The 19528-nt window shown below is 65.3% G+C and carries 10 protein-coding genes; 2 read left to right on the top strand and 8 right to left on the bottom strand.

The features are described from left to right. The first annotated feature begins 122 nt into the window (after window positions 1-122). Complete coding sequence (gene treS, locus KDB76_RS19175; RefSeq protein ID WP_038409973.1) at window positions 123-3440, top strand: maltose alpha-D-glucosyltransferase; 3318 nt, start codon at window positions 123-125, stop codon at window positions 3438-3440. Continuing rightward, window positions 3441-5651 carry a 1,4-alpha-glucan branching protein GlgB gene (glgB, locus tag KDB76_RS19170; RefSeq protein ID WP_038409972.1) on the top strand — a complete coding sequence of 737 codons (2211 nt, stop codon included), beginning with the start codon at window positions 3441-3443 and terminating at the stop codon, window positions 5649-5651. A 117-nt stretch (window positions 5652-5768) separates the two neighbouring features. Here glgB and KDB76_RS19165 read toward each other — a convergent pair whose 3' ends face one another. The 8 genes from KDB76_RS19165 to glgA all read right to left on the bottom strand — a co-directional run bounded on the left by KDB76_RS19165 (window position 5769) and on the right by glgA (window position 18832). Next, window positions 5769-6845, bottom strand: coding sequence for an autotransporter outer membrane beta-barrel domain-containing protein (locus KDB76_RS19165; protein WP_038409971.1), 1077 nt, complete (start codon window positions 6843-6845; stop codon window positions 5769-5771). A 300-nt stretch (window positions 6846-7145) separates the two neighbouring features. After that, window positions 7146-7955, bottom strand: a complete 810-nt coding sequence (locus KDB76_RS19160; protein ID WP_013973332.1) for an endonuclease/exonuclease/phosphatase family protein — start codon at window positions 7953-7955, stop codon at window positions 7146-7148. A gap of 153 nt (window positions 7956-8108) precedes the next feature. Continuing rightward, the gene (glgX, locus tag KDB76_RS19155; RefSeq protein WP_013973331.1) at window positions 8109-10262 is read right to left on the bottom strand and encodes a glycogen debranching protein GlgX; all 2154 of its coding nucleotides are present in this window, start codon (window positions 10260-10262) and stop codon (window positions 8109-8111) included. Window positions 10263-10415: 153 nt separating this feature from the next. Then, entirely contained in the window at window positions 10416-10664 is a 249-nt protein-coding gene (locus tag KDB76_RS19150; RefSeq protein ID WP_013973330.1) for a DUF2934 domain-containing protein, read from the bottom strand. A gap of 14 nt (window positions 10665-10678) precedes the next feature. After that, complete coding sequence (locus KDB76_RS19145; protein ID WP_013973329.1) at window positions 10679-13453, bottom strand: malto-oligosyltrehalose synthase; 2775 nt, start codon at window positions 13451-13453, stop codon at window positions 10679-10681. Beyond that, window positions 13450-15519 (bottom strand): 4-alpha-glucanotransferase, encoded by a 2070-nt coding sequence (gene malQ, locus KDB76_RS19140; protein ID WP_038409970.1) that lies wholly within the window; start codon window positions 15517-15519, stop codon window positions 13450-13452. Before malQ ends, KDB76_RS19145 begins: the two co-directional genes overlap by 4 nt. Continuing rightward, the gene (gene treZ / locus KDB76_RS19135) at window positions 15516-17258 is read right to left on the bottom strand and encodes a malto-oligosyltrehalose trehalohydrolase (protein ID WP_038409969.1); all 1743 of its coding nucleotides are present in this window, start codon (window positions 17256-17258) and stop codon (window positions 15516-15518) included. The genes malQ and treZ overlap by 4 nt, the downstream gene beginning before the upstream one ends. 14 nt (window positions 17259-17272) lie before the next feature. After that, a complete protein-coding gene (glgA, locus tag KDB76_RS19130; protein WP_013973326.1) occupies window positions 17273-18832 on the bottom strand; it encodes a glycogen synthase GlgA in 1560 nt (519 codons plus the stop codon). Window positions 18833-19528: the final 696 nt, after the last annotated feature.

The raw sequence follows: 19528 nt of genomic DNA, 5'->3' as shown, positions 1-19528 counted from the left end.
CTGTAGGAGCGGGCTTGCCCGCGAACACCGGCACAGCAGGTGCCATACACCGCGGTGTCTGTTTCGCGGGCAAGCCCGCTCCTACAGGGGCCAGAGCAACCAGAAATTGAAAGGAGTCGCACATGGCCAAGCGTTCCCGCCCTGCAGCCTTCATCGACGACCCGCTGTGGTACAAGGACGCCGTCATCTACCAGCTGCACATCAAGTCGTTCTTCGATTCGAACAACGACGGCATCGGCGACTTCGCCGGCCTGATCAGCAAGCTCGACTACATCGCCGAGCTGGGCGTCAACACCCTGTGGCTGCTACCGTTCTATCCCTCGCCACGCCGCGACGATGGCTACGACATCGCCGAATACAAGGCCGTGCACCCCGACTACGGCAACCTGGCCGATGCCCGCCGCTTTATCGCCGAGGCGCACAAACGCGGCCTGCGGGTAATCACCGAGCTAGTCATCAACCACACCAGCGACCAGCACCCCTGGTTCCAGCGCGCCCGCCATGCCAAGCGCGGCAGCAAGGCACGGGACTTCTATGTGTGGTCGGATGATGACCAGAAGTACGACGGCACGCGCATCATCTTCCTCGACACCGAGAAGTCCAACTGGACCTGGGACCCGGTCGCCGGCCAGTACTTCTGGCACCGCTTCTACTCGCACCAGCCCGACCTCAACTTCGACAACCCGCAAGTGCTCAAGGCCGTGATCGGGGTAATGCGCTTCTGGCTGGACCTGGGTGTCGATGGCCTGCGCCTGGACGCCATCCCTTACCTGATCGAGCGCGACGGCACCAACAACGAGAACCTTGCCGAAACCCACGATGTGCTCAAGGCGATCCGCGCCGAAATCGACGCCAACTACCCCGACCGCATGCTGCTGGCCGAGGCCAACCAATGGCCCGAGGACACACGCCCGTACTTCGGCGAGGGCGAGGGCGACGAATGCCACATGGCCTTCCACTTCCCGTTGATGCCGCGCATGTACATGGCCCTGGCCATGGAAGACCGCTTCCCGATCACCGACATCCTGCGCCAGACCCCGGAAATCCCCGCCAACTGCCAATGGGCGATCTTCCTGCGCAACCACGATGAGCTGACCCTGGAAATGGTCACCGACCGCGAGCGCGACTACTTGTGGAACTACTACGCCGAAGACCGCCGCGCCCGCATCAACCTGGGCATCCGCCGCCGCCTCGCGCCGCTGCTGCAGCGCGACCGCCGGCGCATCGAACTGCTCACCAGCCTGCTGCTGTCGATGCCCGGCACGCCCACCCTGTATTACGGCGACGAACTGGGCATGGGCGACAACATCTACCTGGGCGACCGCGACGGCGTGCGCACGCCCATGCAGTGGTCGCCGGACCGCAACGGCGGTTTCTCCCGCGCCGACCCGCAGCGCCTGGTGCTGCCGCCGATCATGGACCCGCTGTACGGTTACCAGACCGTCAACGTCGAAGCCCAGGCCAACGACCCGCATTCGCTGCTGAACTGGACCCGGCGCATGCTGGCGGTGCGCAAGCAGCAGAAGGCCTTCGGCCGCGGCAGCCTGCGCACCCTCACGCCGAACAACCGGCGCATCCTCGCCTACTTGCGCGAGTACACCGACGCCGATGGCAACACTGAAGTCATCCTGTGCGTGGCCAACGTTTCCCGCGCCGCCCAGGCAGCTGAACTGGAATTGTCACAATACGCCGACAAAGTACCGGTGGAGATGCTCGGCGGCAGCGCCTTCCCGCCAATCGGGCAACTGCCGTTCCTGCTGACATTGCCACCCTACGCCTTCTACTGGTTCCTGCTGGCCAGCCACGACCGCATGCCCAGCTGGCACATCCAGGCCACCGAGGGGTTACCCGAATTGACCACACTGGTATTGCGCAAGCGCATGGAAGAACTGCTGGAGGCCCCCTCCAGCGATACCCTGCAAAGCGCCATCCTGCCGCAGTACCTGCCCAAGCGGCGCTGGTTCGCCGGCAAGGAAGGGCCGATCGACCAGGTGCGCCTTTGCTACGGCGTGCGTTTCGGCACCACCACCACGCCGGTGCTGCTCGGTGAAATCGAAGTGCTCAGCGAGGGTGTGGCTACCCGCTATCAGCTGCCGTTCGGCCTGCTGCCCGAAGAGCAGATCAGTACCGCGTTGCCGCAGCAGCTGGCCCTGGCGCGGGTGCGCCGTGCCCATCAGGTTGGCCTGATCACCGATGCCTTCGTCCTCGAGCCATTCATCCGCGCGGTGCTGCGTGCCTGTGAGGGCGGCATGCATCTGCCTTGTGGCAACGGCGAGGGCGAGCTGCGCTTCGAAAGCACGCAGCAGTTGGCGAGCCTGGCGTTGAACGACGAAAGCAGCGTGCGCTACCTCAGCGCCGAGCAGTCCAACAGCTCGGTGGTGATTGGCGACCAGGTGGTGCTCAAGCTGATTCGCCGGGTCAACCCGGGCGTGCACCCCGAGCTGGAAATGAGTGCCTACCTGACCGCCGCAGGCTTTGCCAACATTTCGCCGCTGCTGGCCTGGGTCAGCCGGGTGGACGAGCAGGGCGCGCCACACCTGCTGATGATCGCCCAGGGCTACCTGAGCAACCAGGGTGACGCCTGGGCCTGGACCCAGAACACCCTGGAACGGGCCATCCGCGACCAGATGGAGCCCTCCAGCCTCGACGCCGATGCGCACACCGATGCACTGGCCGAACTCACCGGCTTTGCCGCCTTGCTCGGCCAGCGCCTGGGCGAGATGCACCTGCTGCTGGCCGCACCGACCAACGACGAGGCCTTCCAGCCGCGCCCGAGCGATGCCGACGACAGCGAACGCTGGAGTGCGCAGATCAGTGCCGAACTCACCCATGCCCTCGACCTGCTGGCCCAGCACCGCGACAGCCTCGACAGCGAAAGCCAGGCGCTGGTCGACGACTTGCAGCAACAGCGCGACGGCCTGGCCCAGCACATCGCCAACCTGACCCGCCAGGCCCAGGGCGGCTTGCTGATGCGCGTGCACGGCGACCTGCACCTGGGCCAGGTGCTGGTGGTGCAGGGCGACGCCTACCTCATCGATTTCGAAGGTGAACCGGCCCGGCCGCTGCAAGAGCGTCGGGCAAAACACAGCCCGTACAAGGATGTCAGCGGCGTGCTGCGATCCTTCGACTATGCTGCTGCCATGATCTTGCGCAGCGCGTCTGCGGTCGACCTTTCCGACCCGGCGCGCCAAGCCCGGCAACGGGTTGCCAGGCAGTACCTGCACCAGTCGCGGCATGCCTTTGTCGAAGCCTATGGCCTGGCCACCGCGGCCATGCCGCACGCCTGGCAACAGGCCGAGGGCGAGCGTGCTGCACTGGAGCTGTTCTGCCTGGAAAAAGCTGCCTACGAAATCACATACGAAGCCGAGAACCGTCCGAGCTGGCTGGCCGTGCCTTTGCATGGCCTGCATGGACTGATCAGTACCTGGGGAGAGTCATAGATGAATGCAACCACGCGTGAAAACGGCGGCCTTCGGCAACGGGACCTCGACGCCCTGGCCCGCGCCGAGCACGCCGATCCATTTGCGGTACTCGGCCCCCATGGCGACGGCGCCGGCGGGCAGGTGGTCCGCGCCTTCCTGCCCAACGCCCTGAATGTGCGCATCCTGGCCCGGCATGACGGGCGCATCCTCGCCGAAATGGAGCAGGGCAGCCTGCCAGGGTTGTTCACCGCGCACCTCGATGAGGCACACCCGTACCTGCTGCAGATCGGTTGGGCCGGTGGCGAGCAGATTACCGAAGACCCCTACAGCTTCGGCCCGCAACTGGGCGACATGGACCTGTACCTGTTCGCCGAAGGCAACCACCGCGACCTGTCCGGGCGCTTCGGCGCCCAACCCATCCAGGTCGATGGCGTCGATGGCGTGTGTTTCTCGGTGTGGGCACCGAACGCCCGGCGGGTGTCGGTGGTGGGTGACTTCAACAACTGGGATGGCCGCCGCCACCCCATGCGCCTGCGCCACAGCGCCGGGGTGTGGGAGCTGTTCGTGCCGCGCCTGGGCGTGGGCGAAACCTACAAGTTCGAGGTGCTGGGCAAGGACGGCATACTGCCCCTGAAAGCCGACCCGCTGGCGCGCGCCACCGAACTGCCGCCGAGCACCGCATCCAAGGTGGCAGGGGCGCTCAGCCACGACTGGCAAGACCACGACTGGATGGCGCAACGCGCGCAACGCCATGCCTACAGTGCGCCGCTGTCGATCTACGAACTGCACCCGGGGTCGTGGCGCTGCGAGCTGGATGAGGCGGGCGAGGTCGGGCGCTATTACAACTGGCGCGAGCTGGCCGAGCGCCTGGTGCCGTACGTTCAGGAACTGGGCTTTACCCACATCGAACTGCTGCCGATCATGGAGCACCCGTTCGGCGGCTCCTGGGGCTACCAGCCGCTGTCGCTGTTCGCGCCCACCTCGCGCTACGGCAGCGCCGAGGACTTCGCCGCGTTCATCGACGCCTGCCACCAAGGGGGCATTGGTGTACTGCTGGACTGGGTACCGGCGCATTTCCCCACCGACGAACACGGCCTGGCGCGTTTCGACGGCACCGCCCTGTACGAATACGACAACCCGCTGGAGGGCTACCACCAGGACTGGAACACGCTGATCTACAACCTTGGCCGCAACGAAGTGCGCGGCTTCATGATGGCCTCGGCGCTGCACTGGCTGAAGCACTTCCACATCGATGGCCTGCGTGTCGATGCAGTGGCCTCGATGCTGTACCGCGACTATTCGCGCAAGGCCGGCGAATGGGTGCCCAACCGCCACGGCGGGCGCGAGAACCTGGAAGCCATCGACTTCATCCGCCACCTAAACGGCGTGGCGGCCCATGAGGCCCCGGGCGCGCTGATCATCGCCGAGGAGTCCACCGCCTGGCCCGGCGTCAGCCAGCCGACCCAGCAGGGGGGCCTGGGCTTTGCCTACAAGTGGAACATGGGCTGGATGCACGACACCTTGCATTACATCCAGAACGACCCGGTGCACCGCACTTACCATCACAACGAGATGAGCTTCGGGCTGATCTATGCCTATTCCGAGCACTTCATCCTGCCCATCTCCCACGACGAAGTGGTGCACGGCAAGCATTCGCTGATCGACAAGATGCCCGGCGACCGCTGGCAGAAGTTCGCCAACCTGCGTGCCTACCTCACCTTCATGTGGGCGCATCCGGGCAAGAAGCTGCTATTCATGGGTTGCGAGTTCGGGCAGTGGCGTGAGTGGGACCACGATGGCGAGCTGGACTGGTACCTGCTGCAGTACCCTGAGCACCAGGGGGTACAGCGCCTGGTAGGCGACCTCAACCGCCTGTACCGCGAGGTGCCGGCGTTGCATGAGCAGGATTGCCAGCCGCAGGGGTTCCAGTGGCTGATTGGTGACGATGCCCAGAACAGCGTGTATGCCTGGCTGCGCTGGAGCAGCAGTGGCGAGCCGGTGCTGGTGGTGGCCAACTTCACCCCGGTGCCGCGCGAGGGGTATCGCATTGGCGTGCCGTTTGGCGAGCGCTGGCAGGAGCTGTTGAACAGTGATGCAGAGCTGTATGCCGGGTCCAATGTCGGCAACCTGGGGGTCGTGCAAAGTGACGAGATAGCCAGCCATGGGCAGCCGCAGTCGCTGGCCCTGAACCTGCCGCCGCTGGGTGTTCTGATAATGAAACCAGCCTGATGTGTTCCCAGTACTGGCCTATTCGCGGGTAAACCCGCTCCCACAGGTATTGCACAAGCTTCAGACCCTGTGCGGTCCTTGTGGGAGCGGGTTCACCCGCGAAAGGGCCGACCCTGCCTACCACCGCATCCGCACCCCAAGGCTGCCAATCAACCCGTTCAGATCATTGTCGTCGACGTCACTGCTGTAATCGGCACTGACAAACAGCGCCACCGTGGGTGTCACCCGCGCCACCAGCCCCAACCCCAGTTCCACCGTGGTCGAGTAGCGCGAGCTGGAGATCTTGTCGACCTGGTCCAGCTTCACCTCATCGGCATTGCTGAAGTCATACCACACGTTGGTCCGCACATAGGGTTCGATCGGCATGCCGCGTACTTCATAACGCCCGGACAGCCTGGCGCCGACCCGACCGCTCCAGCTCGGCTGGCTGTCGAAGGCCTGCAAGGTCTCTTCCTGCGCCCGGCTGCCGGGGAAGAACTGCTGGTTGATCAACTGTGCCTGTGGCTCAATCACCCAGCCGCCACCCAGGCCGATGGGGATGCCGCCTTCCAGCGAGAAGGTCATCGCGTGGCCGCTGTCGTCCAGTCGCTGGCCGTTTTCGCCTCGACCGTTGACGTCGATGCGTGAACCCATGGCCACGGCATCCAGGTGCCAGCCCTGTTCATGGGTCATGCTCCAGTACACCCCCAGGCTTTCGCCGCTGAGGTTCACGGCGTTGCGTTGCTTGTCGCCCAACAGCTGGCGCATGCCGTTGAAGTTGGTCTGCAGGTTGTTTTGCCCCACGAAGATCCCCGCGCGGTGCACATTGCCCGCTGCAGTTTCACGCACGAACAGGTCCGGGCCGATCATCAGTTGCTGGCTGGGGGCCTCCAGCTGGTCCGGAGGCTGCGCGCCACTGCGCGCGGTGGTGGGGAAGAACTGCGCCCACTGGCTGGCGACCAGGTCCGGTGCAGGCTGCCCATGGCGTTCGCTCATCTTTTGCGAGAACGCGCTCAAGGTACCGATACTCAAGCCACTGGCGCTGACCGGGTCGAGCGTAAGCTGTGGTACTGCCGGTTGGTGCAGGAAGCCGGGCGAGGTCGGGTCGTCCTGCAGTTCATACGCGATAGTTTCCACCGGGGTTGCCAGAAGCAGCGACGTGGAAACCGCGTAGAAAATGCTTTCGAAGCGCAAGGGGTTCGAGGTGCTTTTCATGGCGGATCTCCTTTGTTTTGGTGTTACAGCCCTAGGACCTGGCCTGTTGTCACGAGCTGTACGGCAAAAACAGTGGGCGACCCAAACCAGCACGCCTGGCTTTCTGCAGCGCGCACGAAGGCGCGAGCTAGAGGCCCTGCGCGAGATCATTACTGCTAGATATGTTCAGCTAAGGAGAGGGCGCCGCTTGCGTCAAGAAAGCGTGAAGGATGTGTTCAGGTTCCGTGGCTTTGTTCAACTTGTTGAATCACAAGATAATTCGGCTAGGTATAGCCAGGTTCGCTATTTGCCGTGCTGCGGCTATGAAGAATGATTGCTAAGCCTGACTTCGACCGACAACGGCAGGTGGTCCGACAGGTGCGACCAAGGTTTGTGCCCCAGAATCCGCGGCCCATGGCTTTCGGCGTTGCGCAGGTAGACACGGTCCAGGCGCAACAGCGGCAGCCGCGCAGGATAGGTGCGGGCCAGGTGGCCATGGTGGCGTTCGAAGGCCTCGTGCAGGTCACGCTGCAGGCCCAAGGTGCGGTTGCCGTGGGATTTCCAGTCGTTGAAGTCGCCAGCGATGATCACCGGGGCGTCGGTGGGCAAGGATTCGAGCAGCTTGCGCAGCAGTTGCAGCTGCTTCTGGCGGTGGCTTTCCAGTAACGACAGGTGCACGCAGATGGCATGCACCTGATGCTGGCCAGGCACGTCGAGGACGCAGTGCAGCAGGCCACGTCGTTCGGGGCCGGTGATCGACACGTCGAGGTTGCGATGTTCGATGATCGGGTATTTGGACAGCAGCGCGTTGCCGTGGTGGCCGTCGGGGTAGACCGCGTTGCGCCCGTAGGCGAAGTCGCTCCACATGCTGTCGGCGAGGAACTCGTACTGCGAGGTCTGCGGCCAGCCGGGGTAACGCGCGGCGTGGCGGTCGTGGCTGCCGAGCACCTCCTGGAGAAAGACGATGTCGGCCTGGGTGCTGCGCACCGCCTCGCGCAGTTCCGGCAGGATGAAGCGCCGGTTGAAGGCGGTGAAGCCCTTGTGGGTATTCACCGTCAGCACCCGCAGCCGCTTCACGGCCGGGGCCTGGTTGACACTGGCGAAACCTTTACTGCCGGCTTCGGGGTTCACGGTTACTCCTCGGTCAACGGGTTTGCGCGGATCCTTGTAGGAGCAGCCTTGTGCTGCGAAAGGGCCGATAAGGCAAACCACTTGCTGTGCCGGTAAAGGCCTCTTCGCAGCACAAGGCTGCTCCTACAAGGGACAGGTACCAAACTGTCAGGTTCACTCCTCATCACGCTGCAACACCATCAGCAGCAACGACCGCCCCTTCACCTCGAAGGTGCTGTCGAACTGCAGATGCTGCCCCTTGCGCAGCTCTGGCCGGTCGGTATCGACCAGGCAACTCCAGTAATCCCCCTCGGGCACGGTTGGCAGCTGGAACGGCACGATGTCATGGTGGGCATTGACGATCAGCAGCACGGTGGCCTCGGCGCCTGGCCTGGCAATGCCGCTGACCTGGGCACGGCCATCGATCAACATGCCCAGGCAACGCCCGTGCGGGTCTTCCCATTGTTCCACGCTCATCTCGTTGCCATCCGGTGCCAGCCAGGTCACATCCTTGACGCCGATCGCCTCATTGTAGTCGCCAACCAGGAAGCGCGAGCGACGCAGTACCGGGTAGGCCAGGCGCAGGCGGGTGAGGCGCTTGACGAAAGCCAGCAGCTCTTTGCCCTCCTGGTCCAGGTCCCAGTTCACCCAGCCGATCTCGCTGTCCTGGCAATAGGCATTGTTGTTGCCGTGCTGGGTACGGCTGAACTCATCGCCGGCGACGATCATCGGCGTGCCCTGGGCCAGCAGCAGGGTAGCGAAGTAGTTGCGCATCTGGCGCATGCGCAGGGCATTCACGGCCGGGTCGTCGGTTGGCCCCTCGACACCGCAGTTCCATGACAGGTTGTTATCGGTGCCGTCCTGGTTGTTCTCGTCGTTGTCCTCGTTGTGCTTGTGGTTGTACGACACCAGGTCGCGCAAGGTGAAACCGTCGTGGGCGGTGACGAAGTTGACCGAGGCATAGGGACGCCGGCCACGGTTGTTGAACATGTCCCCCGAGGCGGTCATGCGCGAGGCAAAGTCGGCCAGTTGGCCTTCGTCGCCTTTCCAGAAGGCGCGCACGGTGTCGCGGAAGCGGTCGTTCCACTCTGCCCAGCCCGGGGCAAAGTTGCCCACCTGGTAGCCGCCCGGGCCGCAGTCCCATGGTTCGGCAATCAGCTTCACCTGGCTCAGCATCGGGTCCTGGCGGCAGGCGACGAGGAAGCCGTGGCGTTCGCTGTAGCCGTCGTGGTAGCGGCCAAGGATGGTCGCCAGGTCGAAGCGGAAGCCGTCCACGTGCATTTCGCCGGCCCAGTAGCGCAGCGAGTCGGTGACCAGCTGCAGCACGCAGGGGTGGCTCAGGTCCAGGGTGTTGCCGGTGCCGGAATCGTTGATGTAATAGCGCTTGTCGTCCGGCATCAGGCGGTAGTACGAGGCGTTGTCGATACCGCGCATCGACAGCGTGGGGCCGCGCTCGTTGCCTTCGGCGGTGTGGTTGTAGACCACATCCAGGATCACCTCCAGCCCGGCGTCGTGCAGGTGTGCGACCATTTCCTTGAACTCGGCGATCTTGCCGCTGGCCAGGTAACGCGGGTGGGGCGCAAAGAAGGCGATGCTGTTGTAGCCCCAGTAGTTGTTCAGGCCCTTGTCCAGCAGGTGCTGGTCGTTGACGAAGGCGTGAATCGGCAGCAGCTCGATGCTGGAAACGCCCAGCTCCTTGATGTGCTTGAGCAACTCGTCATTGGCCAGGCCGGCGAAGGTGCCGCGCAGTTCTTCCGGCACCGCTGGGTGGCGCATGCTGATGCCACGGGTGTGGGCCTCATAAATGATCGTACGCTCCCAGGGGATCTGCACGCGCTGGTCGCGGCCCCAGGTGAATGCAGGGTCGATCACCTTGCACTTGGGCACGAAGGGCGCGCTGTCGCGCTCGTCGAACGACAGATCGCCGTCGGGGTGGCCGATGGTGTAGCCGAACAGTGCTTCGGACCATTGCAGGCTGCCGACCAGTTGCTTGGCATACGGGTCGATCAGCAGTTTGTTGGGGTTGAAGCGGTGGCCGTTCTCCGGCTCGTACGGGCCGTGCACGCGGTAGCCGTAGACCAGCCCTGGGTGAGCGTCAGGCAGGTAGCCGTGGTAGATCTCGTCGGTGTATTCGGGGAGCTCGATGCGTTCGATTTCGTGCTCGCCGGTGGAGTCGAACAGGCACAGCTCGACCTTGGTGGCATTGGCCGAGAACAGGGCAAAGTTGACCCCAAGGCCATCCCAGGTGGCGCCGAGGGGGAAGGGCAGGCCTTCGCGGATACGCGACGGGGCGACCGAGCGGGTTTTCTTCGGGGTGCGGGGGCTCATGGCGGTCCTCTGTGGCCGTGGTGGTGGAGGGAGCTGCGTAGGCCTGTACCGGCCTCTTCGCGGGTGAACCCGCCCCTACAGGGATAGCGCCAGGCTTGAGGATGACGGTGTACCTGTGGGAGCGGGTTTACCCGCGAAGAGGCCGGTGCAGGCTCAACCGGCAGCCGGCTTTTTCACCGCCCGGGGTTTCTTCACAGCCACGGCCTTCTCAACCGGTTCAGCCGCTACCTTGGGCTTGGCCGGGGCCCGTTTGCGCGGCGCCGCCTTGGGTGCCAGTGCCTCGGCTTCGGCCAGCTTGCGAGCCATGTCCCAATGGCGGTCTTCCTGGCCGACGGGCTTACCCTCGGACTCCCAGATCTGGTAGGCAAATTCGCGGATACGTTTTTCATCAACACTCATCATGACGCTCCTGATGTTCAAGATTGTTGTATCAGCAGGTTGACCGGAAACTCCGCCAGCACGGCGCTCAACATCAGCTCCTTGGAAGAGCTGACCGCAGCACTGGGGAAAAGTCCCGTCGAGTTGGCAGGCGACAAGGCAAACGGCAGGTTTACCCGGGTGTCGTCCCAGTTCTGTGCCGGGATCAGGGGTGTCGGTGCACCTGCCAGCAGGGTACTGGCCAGGCGTGGCGCGATGATGACGGCCCGTTCGCCCTCGCCAAGGCGAGCGAACGCGATCACCTTGTCGGCATGCCGACCCTGCACGGTCAGGGGCAGGTAGGCGCCACGACGGAACAGCTCGGCATGGGCCTGGCGGCAGTCCAGCACCCGGGCGATCAGCGCCTGCTTGAGGCGGCCATCGCGCCAGTGCTCCAGCAGCTCGGCAACCGGCGTTGCATCGTCCAGGGTGCGACGCCGGCACGCGTAGTCCACGGCGCGCCGGTTATCCGGGTCGACCAGGCTGAAATCCCAGTATTCGTTGCCCTGGTACAGGTCCGGTACGCCCGGCGTGGTCATGCGCAGCAGGGCCTGGACAAGGCCGTTGAGGGCACCGGGGCAGGCCAGCAGGTGCGCGGCGTCGGCCAGCGACTTGCGCAGCTGCTGGTTCTCGCCGTCCAGCAGCAGGCCATCGATGTAGCGGGCACAGGCGCTTTCGTAGGCTTCGTTCGGCGCGCTCCAGCTGCTGCGCAGCTTGGCCTCGCGCAGGGCTTTCTGCTGCCACTGGCGAATGCGTTCGGCGTACTGGCCAAGGGCGTTGACATCGTGCAGGTCGAGGTCCAGCGGCCAGCTGCCCAGCAAGGTCTGCAACAGCATCAGCTCGTCGCCGGGGCTGGGCGCCAGGCCGTCATCCAGTTGCGTGCGCAACGGCGTGGCCAGTTCGCGCCAGTGTTCCATTCGGCTGGCCAGCCACGGGCCGCGCTCGCTGAGCACGGCCAGGCGCGCACGGGTGTCTTCGCCGCGCTTGTGGTCATGGGTGGCGCTGGCCAGCAGGTTGTCGGGGAAGTCGCGCAGGCGCCGCTGGGCCTCGTTGTGGAAGTGCTCGAGCGGGGCGCTGAAACGCTCGGCGTCGAAGCCCACATCGTTGCGCGACAGCAGCCGCGCGCTGCGGTAGAAGGCGGTGTCTTCCACGGCCTTGGCGGCGCTGGGCGCGGTCAGCTGCTGGAAGCGCACGCAGGCGTGGCGTAGCTGCTTGCGCGCCCGGCCTGCTGGCAGGCGGCGCCAGGCTTGCCCGCCCAGCCATTGTTGCAGGTGCTCGAGCAGTGGCCAGTCGGCTTCGCCGAGGTCGAGGCGGGCATTGGCCAGGGCCTGCTGGAAAAACCCTTCGTCTTCTGCCGGGCGCCCGCAGGCATTGAAGTAGGTGCGATACACCGGGTAATGCGCCACCAGCGCCTGCAAGGCACGGCGAATCGCGCCCAGGGTCAGGTCGCGGGTCATCAGGTCGTTGCGCGCCACCTGCAACAGCGCCTGGGCCACCGACTCGCAGTCGCCGGCCAGGCTGGCATTGAGCACCAGGTGGCGGGCCTGACGTACTTCTTCGGGGAAGTCGGGGCGTTCGCTCACATTGGCCCACAGCTCGGTCAGCGCTGCTTCGCCTGCCGGGTCGTGCTGCAACAGCGAGACCTGGTTCATGAACTCATAGCCGGTAGTGCCATCGGTAAGCCAGTCGCGGTGCAGGTGCTCGTTGGCGCCGAGGATCTTCTCCACGTAGATCGGGAAATGCTCCAGGGCGGCATTCAACGGCCGCCGTGCCAGCAGGCCATCGACCCGTCGGCGCAGCTTGCGGCAGTAACCGCGCGGGTCGGCCAGGCCGTCGATATGGTCGATGCGCAGGCCGTCCACCAGGCCACGCTCGATCAGTTCGAACAGCTTGGCGTGGGTGGCCTCGAACACCACCGCGCGTTCCACCCGCAGGCCGCCCAGCTCGTTGATGTCGAAGAAGCGCCGCCAGTTGATGTCGTCGGCGGCGGTACGCCAGCTGGCCAGGCGATAGGTCTGGCGTTCCAGCAGCAGGTGCAGGCGCTTGAAGCCATTCTCGCTGCGGCTGTCGAACGCCACCAGAGCCGATTCGAGGTCAGCGCCTTCGCCCGCCAGGCGCGCCAGTTCAGCTTGCAGGGGCAGGGCGTCGGCCAGCGGCGTGGCCGATGCGCTCAACGCGGTGAAGCGTTCGGCCAGGGCCTTGAGCGCCGGCTCCGGGCTGAGGGCGAGAATCCAGCCATAATCGACCGGGCAGATCGGGAAGCGGTGTTGGTAATGGGCGACCTGCAGCAGCCCATGGTGCTTGTCGAACTCGAGCGGTATCTCGCCATTTTTCAGCGCCACGCCATAGTCGCTGGCGAGGAACGGCAACAGCAACTGGCCGGCCAGCAGTGGGTCGCTGGAGTGCCACTGGATGTCGAAGAACTCTGCATACGGGCTGCGCCGACCCCAGGCCAGCAGGCTCTGCCACCAGGGGTTGTCGGCACCGCCCACGGCCATGTGGTTGGACACCGTGTCGAGGATCAGCCCCATGCCGTGCTGACGCAGGGCGGCGACCAGCCGTTGCAGCGCCGCTTCGCCGCCCAGCTCGGGGTTGACGCAGGTCGGGTCGACCACGTCGTAGCCATGGCGGGAGCCGGCGCGGGCCTTGAGGATGGGCGAGGCATACAGGTGGCTGATGCCCAACTGGGCGAAGTACGGCACCAGCGGCACGGCGTGATCGAGGGTGAAGTCACTGTGAAACTGCAGGCGCAGGGTCGCGGTCAGCGCTTTCATCGGTCACGCTCCCAAGCCTGTTCGCGGGCCTGGGCCAGCAGTTCCAGGCGCCGCGCAGCGTCTTCGTCGTCGAGCAGTTCACGTACCGGCCGGGCAAAGCGTCGGCGCCAGTTGGGGTGGCCGGAGGTGGTGCCCGGCAGGTTGGGTTGCTCGTCACAACCCAGCAGGTCTTCCAATGGCACCAGCACCAGCGGTGCGCGGGTGTGGCCAACGTAACGGATGGCAGCGTCGATCAGCGCGTCGTTGTTCGGCAGCGTGCCGTAGTTGGCCTCCAGGGTGCGGCGCAAACCATCGTGCTCCTTCTGCCGCTCGTGGCGCCAGTGCAGTTCGGTGGCAGCATCGATCAGTTGCAGGCGGTGGCTCCAGTCGATGTCGCGGTTTTCCAGCCAGCCGGCCAGCGGCGCCAGGTCGTGGGTGCCGGTGGTGGCCAGGGCGTTGTCCGGCCAGTCGAGAATCGGCTTGAAATGGCCGGGCTGGGTCTGCTCGAAGGGCAGCACGCGCATGCCCAGCACGGCCTTGGCTGCCAGTTGCTCGCGCAGGCCGTCCGGCACGGTGCCCAGGTCTTCGCCGAGGATGATTGCCTGGTGGCGCACCGACTCCAGGGCCAGCAGGCGTAACAGATCTTCCAGCGGGTAGTTGAGGTAGGCGCCTTCGCTGGGCTTGGCCCCCTGCGGGATCAGCCACAGCCGGCGCAGGCCCATGACATGGTCGATGCGCAGGCCGCCGGCGTGGGCGAGGTTGGCCCGGAGCATTTCGATGAAGGCGCGGTAGCCGTTGCGCTTGAGGCCTTCGGGCGAGAAGGCGCAGATGCCCCAGTCCTGGCCGGCACGGTTGAGGATGTCGGGCGGTGCGCCTACCTTCAGGCCTGCCAGCAGCTCGTCCTGGCGGCTCCAGGCCTGGCTGCCGGCACCGTCGGCGCCCACCGCCAGGTCAGCGATCAGGCCGACCGCCATGCCGTTGCCGCGCGCTGCTTCCTGGGCGCGTTGCAGGCCCCGTTCGGTCAGCCATTGGCAGAAGGCATGGAACTCGATCTTGGCCGGGTAGGCGTTGGCGAAGGCCTCCACTTCCGGGTGGTATGGGTCGTGCCAGGCCTTGGGCCAGTGGCGCCAGTCGGCGCCCAGGCCATGCTCCACGGCCTGGGCCTGCAGCACCTCGAAGCGGCAATGGTGCTCCAGCGCCTGGCCACCGGCTTTGCGGAAACTGTCGAAGTCCTTGCGTAGCGGGTGGTCGCCCTGGCTGAAGCCCTGGTACAGGGCTTCGAGCAGGCGCTGTCGGGCGCTGGCGGCACGCGGCCAGTCTACCAGCGGGCCTTGCTCAAGGTCTTCGAGCTGTTGCTCCAGGCCGCAGGCTTCGATGGCCACGCGCACCTCCCGCTCGCCGAGCAGCGCGGCTGGGCTGGCGTACAGGGTATTGAGCAGCAGGCGGCTGGAGGGCGAGTAGGGGCTGTAGTGCGTCTGGTCGATGGCCGACAGGGCGTGGATCGGGCTGATGGCCAAGGCATCGGCGCCGCGTTCGGCAGCCGCGCGGGCCAGTTGTTCCAGGGCCAGGCAGTCGCCATAGCCGCCATCGCCGGGGCGGCGCAAGCTGTACAGCTGCACAGCCAGGCCCCAGCAGCGCGGTGGCGGCTGTTGCACCCGGTCTTCAAGGCTGTGGCAGCGCAGCGGGGCCACGGCCACGGTGAAGCGGCGGCTGTCGATTTCCACCTGGTGGTAGCCGATGGGCAGCGCGCCGGGCAGGCGGGCCTGGTCGTCGAGGCTGAGGGTGAGGGCGCTGTGGTCCTCCAGGGTGCAGTGCGCGACGCTGGCGGCGCTGAAGTAACGCGCCAGTGCCAATGGCTGGCCTAGGTCGGCGGTCAGCAGCGGCGGCAGGTGCTCACTGTCTTCGGCAGCGTCCACGGCGCGCAGGCTGGCGGCGATGGCGGCGTCATCGTTGGCAGGGTGGCCAAGGCCTTCAAGTATGTTGCGCAGTACCTCGTCGCTGACACGCTGGGGCCGGGCATTGGCGTCGATCCAGTCGCGGCTCAGCCCGACGCGGCTCGCCAGACGGTGCAGGGCGGTTTCGCTCATGGGCGCTCCTGGGCAGGGGGAAGCAGGCTGACCACGCAGCTGTATGCGGCCAGATGGGTATCGGGGTGCCGGGTGTCGCTGCTGTCGAACAGGCGGTTGGCCGGCGCGGGCAACTCGACCACCTGCGGGGTGGCGGCCAGGTTCAGGTCGATGCGCAGGGTGGTGCCATTGCCCAGGCACCAGCGTGCGGTCAGGGCCTTGTCGCCGTGTACTTCGGCGCCCAGCGCGCGGCTACCCGGCAGGTGCGGGATCACATGGCGGCGGCGCAGTTCGAGCAGGTGCTGGTACAGGCCGTGCCAGCCGGCGATCACTTCCTTGCCTTGCGGGCGGGAGGCCTCGAAGGTCTGTTCGGCGTTGGGGTCGGGGATGCGTTGGCGCTGCTCGGGGTCGGCGAAGGCGGCGAAATGGGCGAACTCGCCGCGCCGGCCTTCGCGCACGGCGTCGGCCAGCTGGTCATGGAAGTCGGTGAAGAACAGGAACGGCCGGCAGCTGCCATCGTCGTCGCCCATGAACAGCAGCGGAATCATTGGCGCCAGCAGCAACAGCCCGGTGGCCGCCCGCAGCGCCTGCGGTGGGCACAGGCGGGTCAGGCGCTCGCCCAGGGCGCGGTTGCCGACCTGGTCATGGTTCTGCAGGAACAGCACGAACGCGCTGGGTGGCAGGTGCGCGCTGGGTTCGCCGCGGGGCGTGCCATGGCGGTTGGCCTGGCCCTGGAACACGAAACCTTCGGCAAGGCAGCGGGCCAGCTGGTCGATGGGGCGCTGCTGGTAGTCGGCGTAGTAGCCTTCGGTTTCGCCGGTCAGCAGCACATGCAGGGCATTGTGGCCGTCGTCGTTCCACTGGGCATCGAAGCCTTGCTCCAGCAGGAAGGCCTGGTTGTGTTCGTTCTCCAGTACCAGCCATACGTGGCGGCCCGGTTCCACCGCAGCGCGTACCCTTTGCGCCAGCTCGACCAGAAAGTCGGGCTGGTCGATGGCGTGCACGGCATCCAGGCGCAGGCCGTCAAAGCGGTAGTCGCACAGCCACATCAGGGCGTTCTGGATGAAGAACTCGCGCACCTGCGGGCGACGGAAGTCGATGGCTGCGCCCCAGGGGGTCTGCCGGTCTTCGCGGAAGAACGGGCTGGCGTACTGGTGCAGGTAATTGCCGTCAGGGCCGAAGTGGTTGTACACCACATCGACCAGCACCATCAGCCCGTGGCCATGTGCCTGGTCGACCAGCGCACACAGCTGCTCGGGGCTGCCATAGGTGTTTTGCGGCGCATAGGGCAACACGCCGTCGTAACCCCAGTTGCGCTCGCCGGGGAACTGCCCCAGCGGCATCAGTTCGACGGCACTGATGCCCAGTTCGGCCAGCCGCGGCAGTTGCCGGGCGACCCCGGCGTAGCCATCGAGCAGGCCGACATGCAGCTCCTGTATGACCGCCTCGTGCCAGGGCCGGCCTTGCCAGGGGTGTCGCCAGGCATAGCTGGCCACATTCACCACCTGGCTCGGCCCCTGCACGCCATCGGGCTGATAGCGCGAGGCCGGGTCGGCCACCTTCAGTGCACCGTCGATACGGTAGTGGTAACGGTCACCGGCCTGGCACGGGGCCACGCCGGTGAACCAGCCATCATCGTCGGGCAACAGCTCGATGGCCGGCTGCTGCTCCAGTTCCACGCTCACGCTGCGCGCATCCGGGGCCCAGAGGGCGAAGCGCGCCGACGTGGCGTCCAGCAGGTGTGCGCCATGCCTGTGCATCTTCAACTCCCCGCTCAGTAGTGGCTGTGCTGCGCCTGCTTGACCAGGTCCTCGTACAGACGTGCATAGGGCTCCACGGCCTGGCACCAGTTGAACGGTTGGGTCATCGACAGGCAGCGCATGGCATTCAGGAGGTCCTTCTTGCCATATACATAGAAGGCGCGGCTGAGTGCCTCGCGATAGCTCTCGACAGTGGACTCGTTGAACAGGAAGCCGGTAACGCCGCACTCGATGGTGTCGGCCAGGCCGCCGGTCTTGCGCGCTACCGGCAGCGAGCCGAAGCGCTGTGCGTACATCTGGCTGAGGCCGCATGGCTCGTAGCGAGACGGCATCAGCAGGAAGTCGCTGCCGGCGAACATGCGCCGGGCATCGGTTTCGTTGAAGCCGATGCGCACGCCGATACGGCCCGGGTGGCGTAGCGCCAGTTCGCGCATGGCCTGCTCTTCTTCCGGCTCGCCGCGGCCGATGATCGCGATCTGCCCGCCTTGCTCGACGATGTAGTCGGCCACACCCAGGGTCAGGTCCAGGCCTTTCTGGTAGACCAGGCGCGAAACCACTGCGAACAAGGGCCCTTCGGAGGGCTGCAGTTCGAACAGCGCGCGTACTTCCTGGGCATTGCGCGCCTTGCCTTCCCAGTCGTTGATGCTGAAGTTGTGCTGCAGGTGCTTGTCGGTGGCCGAGTCCCAGCTTTCGTCGATGCCGTTGGGAATGCCGCCGAGCAGGCCTTGCTGGGCCTTGCTGGCGAGGAAACCGTCCAGGCCGCAGCCAAATTCCGGGGTAGTGATTTCCCGGGCATAGGTGGCGCTGACCGTGGTGATGTGGCTGGCGTAGGCCAGGCCGGCCTTGAGGAACGACAGCTTGCCGTAGAACTCCATGCCTTCCTGCTGCATGGCGTGTTCGGGGATTGCCAGTTCCGGGCTGCAGCCGCGGCTGTACACGCCCTGGTAGGCCAGGTTGTGGATGGTGAACAGGGTTGGCGTGCTCAGCCCGCGCCAGTGCATGTAGGCCGGTGCCAGGCCGGCGGGCCAGTCGTGGGCGTGCACCACTTCGGGCTTCCAGTGGATCCTGCCTTCGCCGGCAGCGATTTCGGCGGCGGCCAGGCCCAGGCGGGCGAAGCGGATGTGGTTGTCGGGCCAGTCGCGGCCGTTGTTGGCACCATAGGGAGTGCCGTCACGCTGGTACAGCTCGGGGCAGATCAGCACATAGATGACCAGGCCGTCGGCCATGTCCATGCGCCCGATCTTGCACGGCGGCAGTGCGGCGTGGCCACCCAGTTCACCGACGATGTGGATGGGGTTGTCGCTTTCCATCACCTGCCGGTAGCCGGGGATCAGCACCCGCACATCGTGCAGGTGCGCCAGGGCGCGGGGCAGGGCGGCGGACACGTCTCCCAGGCCACCGGTTTTCACCAGGTCGGCGATTTCCGAGGTCACGAACAAAATCTTGCGCTTGTTGCGGTTGTGCTGGCGCTGGGCGCCGGGTGCCTTGCCTGTCGTGGCGAAGTCCGGGGTGAGCGGTTCGCGGTTGTCCGGGTTGAATGAATCTACGTGAGGCTCGACAGCGGCACTGATCATACTTCTCTCCGTCCCTATGCTTGGCCGGGTGCTGGCACCCGTGGCGATGTTTCGTGTTGGTTCTCTCTGATTCTGGATTCTGCGTAGTGCGTTCCATGCCCCAGGGTCGTGCGCGCAGGCACGGCGCGATCGGCATTCCGGCCGAAGGCGATTGGGCTGGTGGGGTATGTGGGCCGATGCTGGGAAGTCCCTTTGCGTTTGGCCTACTTAGTTCCTGACCTGCCCGCGTTCCGGAAAGTTCGACTTTTTTTCGTCACTCTTCCGTTGAGCAAATGGCGGGCCGAAACCCGAGTGTAGGAGAGAAATAGATGAAAAGGTGACCCGCTGGTCACTATTGTCATGCTGCGGAGTAGACGCAAACGTTGGCGGTTGTGACCGGATGTAAATGCAGGGGTTGGAGCGGTGGATGAGGGCCAGACGGCATGCCCCAATCCCAGCCAGTCATGCACCTTTTTGGTGCGTTTGAGGGGTGCCAAGGTCATCGCCCTCGAACAGAATGGTGCACGTGATTTCAGGAGGAATGAAAGGGGCTGTTTCGCGAACTTATCAGTATCTGTATTTATTATTTTCCTGGCTTGAATTTCTTGTGTTTCAGTGAGCAGACTCGCACGCGCAAAAGTTTGTAAGTTGATGCTTTAGGAAATTTCCTACGAAATCGTCAATGCATGAAACCCATCGTTCCTGTCATGGCGGGGC

This window comes from Pseudomonas sp. JS425 (assembly GCF_018223845.1).
GTDB classification, from domain to species: Bacteria; Pseudomonadota; Gammaproteobacteria; order Pseudomonadales; family Pseudomonadaceae; genus Aquipseudomonas; species Aquipseudomonas asiatica.
The sequence above is the reverse complement of the archived record's forward strand: the minus strand, read 5'-3'. Positions and strand labels throughout refer to the sequence as shown.

Coding starts and splice junctions, on each gene's coding strand:
- treS (WP_038409973.1), top strand. CDS start 123: ATGGCCAAGCGTTCCCGCCCTGCAGCCTTCATCGACGACCCGCTGTGG.
- glgB (WP_038409972.1), top strand. CDS start 3,441: ATGAATGCAACCACGCGTGAAAACGGCGGCCTTCGGCAACGGGACCTC.
- KDB76_RS19165 (WP_038409971.1), bottom strand. CDS start 6,845: ATGAAAAGCACCTCGAACCCCTTGCGCTTCGAAAGCATTTTCTACGCG.
- glgX (WP_013973331.1), bottom strand. CDS start 10,262: ATGAGCCCCCGCACCCCGAAGAAAACCCGCTCGGTCGCCCCGTCGCGT.
- KDB76_RS19150 (WP_013973330.1), bottom strand. CDS start 10,664: ATGATGAGTGTTGATGAAAAACGTATCCGCGAATTTGCCTACCAGATC.
- KDB76_RS19145 (WP_013973329.1), bottom strand. CDS start 13,453: ATGAAAGCGCTGACCGCGACCCTGCGCCTGCAGTTTCACAGTGACTTC.
- malQ (WP_038409970.1), bottom strand. CDS start 15,519: ATGAGCGAAACCGCCCTGCACCGTCTGGCGAGCCGCGTCGGGCTGAGC.
- treZ (WP_038409969.1), bottom strand. CDS start 17,258: ATGCACAGGCATGGCGCACACCTGCTGGACGCCACGTCGGCGCGCTTC.
- glgA (WP_013973326.1), bottom strand. CDS start 18,832: ATGATCAGTGCCGCTGTCGAGCCTCACGTAGATTCATTCAACCCGGAC.